The organism is Guptibacillus sedimenti (assembly GCF_028610665.1).
Taxonomy (GTDB): domain Bacteria; phylum Bacillota; class Bacilli; order Bacillales; family Guptibacillaceae; genus Guptibacillus; species Guptibacillus sedimenti.
Window position 1 is genome coordinate 1,164,486 of record NZ_JAQQWV010000002.1, and the last position, 10,466, is coordinate 1,174,951.

At 41.8% G+C, this 10,466-nt stretch carries 12 protein-coding genes; 10 read left to right on the forward strand and 2 right to left on the reverse strand.

Annotation, left to right across the window (positions count from 1 at the left end):
* Positions 1 to 17: 17 nt before the first annotated feature.
* A complete protein-coding gene (locus PQ578_RS14375; RefSeq protein ID WP_273834938.1) occupies positions 18 to 1,472 on the reverse strand; it encodes a PucR family transcriptional regulator in 1,455 nt (484 codons plus the stop codon).
* Between the two features lie 135 nt (positions 1,473 to 1,607).
* Between PQ578_RS14375 and PQ578_RS14380 the strand changes: the two genes are divergently transcribed.
* The 10 genes from PQ578_RS14380 (at position 1,608) to PQ578_RS14425 (ending at position 10,318) form a co-directional block, all read left to right on the forward strand.
* On the forward strand, positions 1,608 to 2,978 hold the full coding sequence (locus PQ578_RS14380; protein WP_273834939.1) for an aspartate aminotransferase family protein: 1,371 nt from the start codon (positions 1,608 to 1,610) through the stop codon (positions 2,976 to 2,978).
* A 19-nt stretch (positions 2,979 to 2,997) separates the two neighbouring features.
* Positions 2,998 to 3,690: a CoA transferase subunit A gene (locus PQ578_RS14385; RefSeq protein ID WP_273834941.1), complete on the forward strand. Its 693-nt coding sequence runs from the start codon at positions 2,998 to 3,000 to the stop codon at positions 3,688 to 3,690.
* Positions 3,660 to 4,322, forward strand: a complete 663-nt coding sequence (locus tag PQ578_RS14390) for a 3-oxoacid CoA-transferase subunit B (RefSeq protein WP_273834943.1) — start codon at positions 3,660 to 3,662, stop codon at positions 4,320 to 4,322. Before PQ578_RS14385 ends, PQ578_RS14390 begins: the two co-directional genes overlap by 31 nt.
* The gene (locus PQ578_RS14395; RefSeq protein WP_273834944.1) at positions 4,319 to 5,569 is read left to right on the forward strand and encodes a peptidase; all 1,251 of its coding nucleotides are present in this window, start codon (positions 4,319 to 4,321) and stop codon (positions 5,567 to 5,569) included. The genes PQ578_RS14390 and PQ578_RS14395 overlap by 4 nt, the downstream gene beginning before the upstream one ends.
* 87 nt (positions 5,570 to 5,656) lie before the next feature.
* Complete coding sequence (gene ablB, locus PQ578_RS14400; protein ID WP_273834945.1) at positions 5,657 to 6,511, forward strand: putative beta-lysine N-acetyltransferase; 855 nt, start codon at positions 5,657 to 5,659, stop codon at positions 6,509 to 6,511.
* Positions 6,512 to 6,553: 42 nt separating this feature from the next.
* Positions 6,554 to 7,927 (forward strand): sigma-54 interaction domain-containing protein, encoded by a 1,374-nt coding sequence (locus tag PQ578_RS14405; RefSeq protein ID WP_273834946.1) that lies wholly within the window; start codon positions 6,554 to 6,556, stop codon positions 7,925 to 7,927.
* 132 nt (positions 7,928 to 8,059) lie between these two features.
* Complete coding sequence (gene kamA / locus PQ578_RS14410; RefSeq protein WP_273834947.1) at positions 8,060 to 9,469, forward strand: lysine 2,3-aminomutase; 1,410 nt, start codon at positions 8,060 to 8,062, stop codon at positions 9,467 to 9,469.
* Positions 9,466 to 9,753, forward strand: coding sequence for a YokU family protein (locus tag PQ578_RS14415; RefSeq protein WP_098443540.1), 288 nt, complete (start codon positions 9,466 to 9,468; stop codon positions 9,751 to 9,753). Before kamA ends, PQ578_RS14415 begins: the two co-directional genes overlap by 4 nt.
* A gap of 124 nt (positions 9,754 to 9,877) precedes the next feature.
* Positions 9,878 to 10,135, forward strand: coding sequence for an IDEAL domain-containing protein (locus PQ578_RS14420; protein WP_098443541.1), 258 nt, complete (start codon positions 9,878 to 9,880; stop codon positions 10,133 to 10,135).
* A 60-nt stretch (positions 10,136 to 10,195) separates the two neighbouring features.
* A complete protein-coding gene (locus PQ578_RS14425) occupies positions 10,196 to 10,318 on the forward strand; it encodes a hypothetical protein (protein WP_255461983.1) in 123 nt (40 codons plus the stop codon).
* A gap of 63 nt (positions 10,319 to 10,381) precedes the next feature.
* On the opposite strand, the gene PQ578_RS22505 is transcribed toward PQ578_RS14425, so the two are convergent.
* Positions 10,382 to 10,462 (reverse strand): IS3 family transposase, encoded by an 81-nt coding sequence (locus PQ578_RS22505; protein ID WP_371018277.1) that lies wholly within the window; start codon positions 10,460 to 10,462, stop codon positions 10,382 to 10,384.
* Positions 10,463 to 10,466 lie beyond the last annotated feature (4 nt).

The following is a 10,466-nucleotide window of genomic DNA, read 5'->3' on the forward strand; positions in this document are numbered from 1 at the left end:
AGTGGAATCTGGTCTTTTTAGTTTGATGACAAAATACTGTCTGTCAAATAAGCCAGTAAAGCAAATTGAACGTGGATGCGCTGTTCATAAGAGTAAATATCAATTCCCATTAGTTTTTCTAATTGTTTAATTCGATAATTTAGCGTATGCCTGTGTATGAATAGTTTATCCGCTGTGCGATTAATGACGAGGTTATTTTCCAAAAAAGCTTCAAGCGTTCTCATTAGTTGAGATTGGTGTTTCTGATCATACGAGACAATCGGTGATAACAGAGGTTCATAATAAGCCGTAAGATCCTCTCCATTTTCTTTTAATCGAATGAATACCTGGTAAGCTCCTAAGGATTTAAATTGAATGAGAGATTCTTTTCGATACCGGGCAAAATGATGAGCAACTAACGCTTCTTTAAGAGCAGATTCAAGCTCCCGAATTCCTGCAGCTGTGCTCACACCTACCGTAGATAAAGACGACTTTTGCTCGTCTATAAAAGGTTCAAAATCACCGCATAAAAGAACGACTACGTGATCCATTTTCCTTTTGATTAAGCCTTTTGTTCTTGTTGAAATCAACGTTTGCTGACACTGCAGTTCGAGTTCAGATAAGTTGGAGGAAGAAAGAACAGCTACGCAGTTAAGGCCGGTTAAATCATAGCCCATTTCTTTGCTTTTCTTGAGAATCGTTTTCTCATCTTCATATGAATGCGAAAAGAGGATATCAAGAAAATCCGCTTCCATTTGTGAGCGTGTATCTTCAATTATTCGTAACTTAAGAAATTCAATCGCAAAGATATTCGCTGCTTGTTTAAGCGCAAGCTGATCAAGTGACGTGAGACGAGTCTGTTTTTGAATGAAGATTGTTCCGATCGTTTGCCCTTCTGTCACAATAGGATAAGCGTGTTCGATTGGATATTGTCGGTTAGTTATATATGACCCTGCTAAAAGAGCTTGATTTGATTCATAGAGAGATACATTGCAATGAAGTAATTTTGAAAGCGCATCTGTTAACGATGAAAAGCCGGTATTTTTAATGACGAGAGCTGTTAATTCATCTTGAATGCGCTGTGCTTGCGTGAGCATACTAAGCTGCTTATTAACAAGTTGTTCGAGTATACTTCTAGTAACGGTAGAAAAATTCATCGTTCTTGGAATTTCAAGGAGCGGTAGCCCCGTTCGATTTGCGGCTTCTATCATCGCTAATGGCACAACATCCAAATAAAATCCCGTATGGATTGCGACCGCGGAAAGCTGCCGGTTTGAAAGTGCATGTATAAGCATGGAGTAAGAGTCGGATTTTTCATGCCAACCATATGCCGTAGTAATCAAGAATTCACCTTCATGAAGACGTGTGACGTCCTCCATAACTTCCACAATCGTTAACCACTTAATATCGCGATCGATTCCTTGTTTTCCAGCAATTAATTTGATTTCCCTCATTTCGGATAGTTGTAACGCCTCTCTAACGGATAGTCCCATCGTGTGTCCCCCAATCCTCTTATCCAAATCGTACAACAAAGTCTGAATTTTTTGTAGATGGTGTGGAATAGAATTTTCTCGCTATCCCACATAGGCTAGAAGTATAGACAAAAAAAGTGAGGTGACCAATCCGAAATGACGAAAAGAACCCACTTAATCAAACCTTTGCTTGGGATGGATTATGCTGTTATTTCTCACGGAAAAGGAATTTATTTATACGATGAACAAGGTCATGCTTTTATTGATGGATGCTCAGGGGCTGTCACTGCGAACATTGGCCATGCCGTTCCAGAAATTAAAGAAGCGATGGTCGCGCAAGCTGATCAGGTATCATTTGTGTATCGTTCCCAGTTTACAAGCACTTCAGCTGAGCAACTCGCAGAACGTCTTTGTCAGTCTGCACCGGGTGACCTTGACTGGGTGTTTTTTGTGAACAGTGGATCTGAAGCGATGGAAACGGCTTTAAAAATAGCTGTGCAGTACTGGCAGGAACTTGGTCGACCAACGAAGAACAAAGTCATATCACGGTGGATGAGCTACCATGGAATTACAATGGGAGCCCTATCGATGTCAGGTCATGTGATTCGTAGAAGTCGTTTTAATGCGATGCTTGAACACTATCCAGCGCTATCGCCTCCTTATTGTTACCGATGCTCTTTTCATGATCATTGCCCAAATTGTTCGAAGCAATATGCGTTTGAATTTGAACAAACCATTCAACGGCTCGGTGCCGAAACAATCGCAGCCTTTGTTTGTGAGCCTGTCATTGGTGCAGCTGGAGGAGCTGTGGTACCACCTGATCGTTATTTTCAAGAAATGAAAGCCGTTTGTGAACGCTATGACATACTCTTTATCGCGGATGAAGTTATGACAGGTATAGGTCGAACAGGGAAGATGTATGCGATGGAACACTGGGGAGTTGCCCCGGATATTTTAGCACTTGGTAAAGGAATGAGTGCCGGATACACACCGATGGCAGCAACGCTAGTATCGGATCGAATCATTCAAGTAATTGAACGAGGTTCAAAGGTGGTCTTAAGCGGGCATACGTTTAGTGCAAACCCATTATCATCCGCTATTTGTCTTGCTGTTCTCGACTATATTGATAAAAACGATGTTGTTCAAAATGCTTCCAAAAGTGGGGCCGTTCTTATAAAAGGATTAAAAGAGTTACAAGCACAATATCCCATTATCGGAGATGTTAGAGGGCTCGGTTTACTAACGGCCATTGAATTTGTTCAAGATCAAGTGACAAAAGAGCCGTTTTCGCTTCAGCATGAAGTGACAAATCGTTTTATTCGGAAATGTTATGAAGCTGGTCTTCTTGTATATACAGCTGCAGGTGGCCTAAACGGGATGGCTGGTGACGCTGTCATTGTGGCGCCTCCACTTGTGATTAAAGAACATGAAGTTCAGCTACTCTTATCCAAGCTGAACGTAGGGTTGATTGAACTGGAGAAGGAGCTTGAAGCAGAAGGACTCTACCAAAAACGCTCGATAAGCTGATGATCGGAGGAAACTCAATATGCGAAGTAAAAAATGCGACTTGTCAGAACTAGATATTTTAAAAGATAACATGACCATCATGTGCGGTGGTTTTGGGGGAGTCGGTTCACCGCCATCGCTTATTGAATGGATACTAGATTCCGGCATTAAAAACATCACCCTGATTTGTAACGATGCTGGGTTCCCTTGGATAGGACCTGGCAAGCTTGTAACGGAAAAAAGAGTTTCAACACTCATTGCCTCACATATTGGATCTAATCCTGAAGCGGGGAAACAAATGCATCGAGGAGAGCTCAATGTTCAATTTTATCCCCAGGGTACGCTAGCAGAGAAGATTCGTGCAGGTGGAATGGGACTTGGTGGGATATTAGTCGATGTAGGGCTTGGAACATCTGTTGAAGAGGGTAAAGAAAAGGCAGTTGTCCTGGGAAAGGAATATATGATTGAACCTGCTTTAACGGCAGATCTATCGATTGTGGCCTGTAAGCAAGCTGATTTATACGGGAACCTGCTTTATGATCAAAGCGCGCGGAACACAAATCCGCTTGTGGCACAGGCTGGCGATCTAACGATAGCGGAAGCGGCTGAAATCGTCCAAATAGGTGAGCTTGATCCTGAACAAATTGTAACGCAAGGTGTTTTCATTGATCACGTGATCAAAAGCAAAGGGGTTGATTGGAAATGGGTATGGGAGCTGAAACGAGAAGGTTGATCGCAGAAAGAGCTGCACGAGAAGTAACGTATGGCATGATGGTTAACCTTGGGATCGGTATTCCTACGCTAGTAGCCGACTATATTCCAGCTTCCCTAGACGTTATGCTTCATACGGAGAACGGTATTCTAGGCATGGGAGGTAGCCCGGAGGCTGGTCATGAGGATGGGAACCTTTCAAACGCCGGAGGTTACCCAGTCACGATTCAACCCGGTGCTTCTTTTTTTGATAGTGCAGAAGCATTTGGAATGGTGAGAAGGGGTTATCTCGATTTAACGATTCTCGGTGCTCTAGAGGTAAGTGGCAAAGGAGACATTGCTAATTGGATTGTTCCGGGAAAAAGGGTCCCGGGTATGGGTGGAGCGATTGATCTTGCCCAAAAAGCTAAGAAAGTGATTGTTTTAATGAGCCATACAACAAAGGAAGGTTATCCTAAAATTGTACAAGAATGTTCCTTACCTTTAACGGTTAAAGAGGGTGCTGATATGATTATGACTGAGCGAGCAGTGATGAAGGTGGAAGAGGGTAAACTTTTTTTGTTAGAAGTGATGCCAGGCTACTCCGTGGCTGATGTGTTAAACGCTACAGAAGCGCGCGTAAATGTTGATCATGTAAGGGGGCAGACGTATTGAAGAGTAAAATCAAAAGATGGATGGACGATCATCAAAACAGCGGCATAAAACTGCTTCAACGATTTGTGCAGTGTGATAGTGTACAGGGGAATGAAGCTGAAGTGCAGCGCCTTGTGGAAGCTGAACTCGAACAATTAGAAATGAAAGTCGATCGTTTCTTTCCAGGGCCTGAGACGATCAATCATCCTGCCTTTTGTGCAAACCGTACTGATTTTTCGCAAAGTCCTAATATCGTCGGCGTATGGAGGGGCAGTGGTGGGGGGCGATCTCTCATATTAAATGGCCACGTTGACATAGTACCACCGGGGAATAGGAGCGATTGGGAAGAGGATCCCTATAGTGGATTAGTGAAGGATGGTCGACTTTTTGGTAGAGGCTCCACGGATATGAAAGGCGGAAATACATCTATGCTCCTTGCCTTAAAATGCATAAAGGAATTAGGAATTGTATTAAAAGGCGATGTTATTTTTGAAAGCGTTGTCGAAGAAGAAAGTGGTGGCACAGGTACGCTTGCGGCAATTGAGCGCGGGTATCAAGCGGATGCCGCGCTTATTCCCGAGCCTACTAAAATGAAAATTTTTCCGAAACAACAAGGGTCAATGTGGTTTCGCTTAAACGTAACCGGTCGAGGCGCGCACGGGGGAACACGGTATGAAGGGGTTTCAGCGATTGAGAAAACGATGTTAGTCCTTACAGCAATTCAGGAGCTCGAGCAAAGGCGAAATGACGCGATTACGGACCCCCTTTATCAAAATATACCAATCCCCGTCCCAATTAATATCGGAAAAATTTCTGGTGGGGAATGGCCATCTTCAGTGCCTGATCAAGTAGTTGTCGAAGGGAGAATGGGGGTTGTTCCTGGGGAAGAGTTAGATCATGCAAAAGAAGAAATGACGCGTGCGTTAAAGGAAGTGGACGACACATGGTTATCGGAAAACCCAGTTGGAATCGAATGGTTTGGAGCGAGATGGCTTCCTGGTGAAGTAGCTGAAGATCATCCACTCGTTACAATTATTCGTCATAGATACAAGGAAATAACGGGAGAAGAAGTGGTTGTTGAAGCGTCTCCGTGGGGGACAGATGGAGGCTTGTTGCAAGAAGTAGGAAAGACGCCTTCCATTGTGTTTGGTCCTGGTGAGACGGCTGTTGCTCATTTTCCTAATGAATACATCGAAGTTGAAAAGATGATGCTAGCGGCAGAACTTTATGTTCATATCATAATGGAATGGTGCGGATTTAACGATTAAGAGCGGCTGCGCTCTTTTTTCTTTTTTAAAGGAGTTCCTTCTAAGAAAGAAGAAATACTGTTTAGGAAGTGTGGGAGGGGATTGCGGGTGAATCAAAAACAATTAGAAGCAGTGGAACAAGTGTATCGTGATGGGGACTATACGTTTACTTGTACGCTTGATCGCTTTAATGAGCGAATTCGTGTGGATCATTATGATGGTAATCTTCGTTCCATTGTCGCTCACATTCAGAGTATCTTTTCAAATGAGTATACAAAATGCATTGTGAAAGCAAAAGGTGAACACGTTCCGTTCTTTCTTTCCGAATGCTATACGTATGAAGGTGTCATTCAATCCTATTATTCAGGGAGTGATGCTCATTTGATGACGTTATATAACGGAGCTTGGCGTCGAAATAGCCAAACGTGGTTGGAAGAGGATCAGCTACTAGTTGCTGTTCGTCAGAAGCAAGTCTCTCCACTTAAGGAAAAGCCTCTTATGCGAAAAGGGACGGAAGCAGACGCAGAGAAACTTGCAGCTCTCTATCAAACTGTATTTGCCGTTTATCCAACCCCGATGGATAAACCAGACTATATTAAGAAAGTGATGAGAAGTGATACGATTTTCTTTCTGATTGAAGAGAGTGACCGGATTGTGAGTGCTGCTTCAGCGGAAGTGAACCGCACGTATAAAAACGCGGAAATGACAGATTGCGCCACGCTCCCAGAATACAGAAAAGGAGGTACGATGCGGCATTTAATTATGGCGTTAGAACAAGAACTCCTTCGAGAAAATATTTACTACGCATACTCGATTGCGAGAAGCCGATCGTTTGGCATGAACGCTGTTTTACATCAGCTAGATTATCAATACGGAGGAAGGCTTGTCAATAATGTGAAAATTTTTCAAGATTGGGAGAATATGAATCTTTGGAGTAAGCTACTTATAAAAAGTGCTGAATAATGGGCACTAATAGATGAATTTCTGGCATTAAGGAGGACGTCTATGAGGAATACGTTAACTGAAGGCATGTTCGAAGCCATTTTAGAAAGTATTGATGAGGGTATTCACGTTGTAGATAATCAAGGTGTTACGATATACTACAATGAAATTGCAGCAAAACACGATGGATTACTTGTAGAAGATGTGTTAGGAAAACATTATTTAGAAGCGTTTCCTTCTCTTTCAAAAGAAACGAGTACGCTCTCACACGTTCTGATGACGAGAAAAGCGATTTTTAATAAAGATCAAACGTATCGAAACATGAAAGGGAAACTTATCTCAACTATAAATACGACATTGCCTATTGTCGTTAAAGGTCATCTAGAAGGTGCTGTAGAAATTGCTCGTGACATTTCTCGTATTAAAACGTTATCGGATAAAGTAATGGAGTTACAATCAAAAATGAACAAGAAAACAGCGAAAGAATTTGATGATGGAACCAGTTATACGTTTGATCATATTCGAACAAATGATCCAGTGTTTATGCAAGTGAAGGAGCGGGCAATGAAAGCTTCAGCTCTAAATTCTCCTATTCTTGTTTATGGTGAAACAGGTACTGGGAAGGAGCTAATTGTGCAGTCGATTCACAATGCTTCAAAACGACCAGGACCATTTATCGCGCAAAACTGTGCAGCCTTACCAGCATCGATTCTAGAGTCAATTCTTTTTGGAACGGCAAAAGGAAGCTTTACTGGTGCGGAGGAGAGAGAAGGTTTATTTGAACTTGCGAATGGCGGAACGCTTTTTCTTGATGAAATCAATTCGATGCCAATTGATGTTCAAGCAAAGCTACTTCGCGTATTAGAAGATGGGGTGATCCGACGAGTAGGCGCAGGCAAAACAAGAAAAGTGGATGTGCGAATCATTGCAGCGATCAATGAAGAACCGGAATTGGCCCTTGAAGACAAGCGTTTACGTGTTGATTTGTTTTATCGTCTAAATGTGATTTACCTTCGAATACCTCCACTTCGTGAACGACGTGGAGACATCCCTGATTTAATTGCCCATTTTATCGAAAAGTATAATAGGAAGTTCCAGAAGCACATTGTTTCCATTGATGAGAAAGCAGAATTCCGATTGCTTCATCGAAATTGGCAGGGAAACGTTCGAGAGCTAGAGCATGTGATTCAATCAGCGATGAATTTCGCTGAAGGCGACATATTAGTTGAAAAGGACTTTCCGATGTTACTTTCAGAACCGATGCAAGAAATAGTGCAGTCTCTCCCGGAGATCTTACTTAAGACAGAAGGAGATCTTATCCAGCAAGCGATGAAAAATTGTCTTGGTAATGTGAAAAAAGCAGCAGAGCAGCTCGGCATTCCTAGACAAACGCTCCAATATAAACTTTCCAAACATCAAAGTCAGAGTGCCGAATAATGAGCACCTCTGACTTTTTTTATTGCACGTTACACCCCTAATGCGTGGTTCTTTGCTTTCCTGAAGAAAATAATGGAGCTGGCACGTTACTTGCATAGTATAAAAGTAGATTACATGAAGGGGGAATGTAAGATGCTAATGCAACTTTATAAGCCAGGTCGTCATTGGAAAGACATTGAACTGTGGAAGGATGTAACCGAAGATCAATGGAATGATTGGATCTGGCAGCTTACGAATACGATTCGAACGCTAGATGATTTAAAGAAAGTCGTTAATTTGACACCGGACGAAGAAGAAGGTGTCAAGATTGCGACAAAAACCATTCCATTAAACATAACACCTTACTATGCTTCATTAATGAATCCTGATGATCCTCGTTGCCCAGTACGCATGCAGTCAGTGCCAATTTCCCAAGAGATGTATAAAACAAGGTATGACCTTGAAGACCCTCTTCATGAAGATGAAGATTCACCTGTTCCTGGGTTAACGCATCGTTATCCGGATCGCGTTCTTTTTCTAGTAACAAATCAGTGTTCTATGTATTGCCGTTATTGTACGAGAAGGCGCTTTTCTGGGCAAATTGGAATGGGCGTTCCAAAAAAACAGCTGGATGAAGCGATTCAGTACATTTCGAATACGCCTGAAGTGAGGGATGTTCTCATTTCTGGTGGAGATGGGTTATTGATCAATGATAAGATTCTTGAGTACGTTTTAAAAAATTTACGAGCTATTCCACACGTTGAAATTATTCGAATCGGAACGAGAGCGCCTGTCGTCTTTCCACAGCGGATAACAGAAGATTTATGTAATATTCTTAAAAAGTATCATCCTGTTTGGTTAAATACCCACTTTAATACAAGTATTGAAATTACCGAGGAATCCAAAAAAGCATGTGAAATGCTGGCAGATGCGGGTGTTCCAGTCGGAAATCAAGCAGTTATTCTTGCAGGTATTAATGATAGCGTCCCTATCATGAAGAAGCTGATGCATGATCTCGTGAAAATAAGAGTAAGGCCTTACTACATTTATCAATGTGACTTATCAGAAGGAATCGGCCATTTTCGCGCTCCAGTTTCCAAGGGATTGGAAATTATTGAAGGATTGCGTGGACATACGTCAGGTTATGCCGTGCCTACCTTTGTCGTAGATGCACCTGGTGGTGGTGGGAAGATCGCTCTACAGCCGAATTACATGATTTCCCAAAGTGCAGATAAAGTTATTTTACGAAACTTTGAGGGAGTTATTACCTCTTATCCAGAGCCTGAAAATTATACCCCAGGCACAGCCGATACGTATTTTAATCAGGTTTATGAAATGAAGAAAAAACCTGCAATAGGGATCCATTCCTTGATGACGGATGAACGATTTAATCTTGTTCCAGAGGGGATCCAGCGGTTTGATCGAAGGTCGAAGTATGAACAAGATGCGGCGCACAGCTCATTAAAAGATAAACGTGATAAGCGAGATTTAATGAAGGAAAAGAAATTTAATGCAGAGCAGCAGAAATACAAAGGCAGTGAGAAAGGAGAAGAAAGCGTATGATCTGCAAATGGTGCGAGCAACAGGGCGCATTTGAAACGCTTGATAAAGGGTATTGGGAGCTCCCAGACGGATCTAGAGCTGTAGAAATAAGTGATTTGCCGTCGATTCAATGTAGTGACTGTGGGATGTGTTACCAAACGGACGAATTAGTTGGTGATGTGGAGGAACAGCTTATGCTAATTGATACGTCGAAATTACCTCCTTCTTTTTCCTACAAAGAATTGATGAGTCAGGAGAGACTTTTAAAGAAAAACTATTTTGACATTAATCGTTATCCACTTTAAAAGGACTTTCAAAGGCAAAAATATGAATTAAAAAAAGTTATATCGGAATATTCTGAAAAATATTGATATTTTGACGATTCCCTCGTATAATAGAAAAAAGAGCTTCAGAGGGGGGAGAGCTAGCATGAACAATCATCATAAGTCGTATAAAGACAATATGAAACAACGTGCTATGAAAAAGAAACAAGAACAGGAAACGTTTGAGTTGGAATTGTATGCCCAATTAATCCTTGATGAAGCCGTCTTTACTTTCCAGGAAGAACGTTATCAGCAAACCATTGATCAAGCTCTAGACCGACGAGACGAGAAGGCATTTGAAGAAGCGTCAAGACAGTATGTTGCGTTTCTCCGTTCTTACAAACAGGAGCTTCATTTTGACTGAATAGAATGAGACCTAACTGACACAAACTAGAGAAGAATTACTTTCTAAAGGAGTGTCACGATGGGCAGACAGAAAAAAGGCAATCCCAATGCACAGCGTAATAATAATGCAAAACAGCAAAAAGCGAAACAAATGCCATCCTATGCAGAGATGGAAGCAGAAAAGCTCAAAAATCCGCAGTAAAGAAAGAAGCCTCCAATTCATTGAAGTGACCCCCGTCAAGTAGACGGAAATTAAAAAGCATTCTTATGCAGCCTGAGCTCTATATTTATAGGGGCTCAGGTTGTTTAGTTTCTTTTGAAATCTCTGGTGATTGTAAAATCGTATGTAT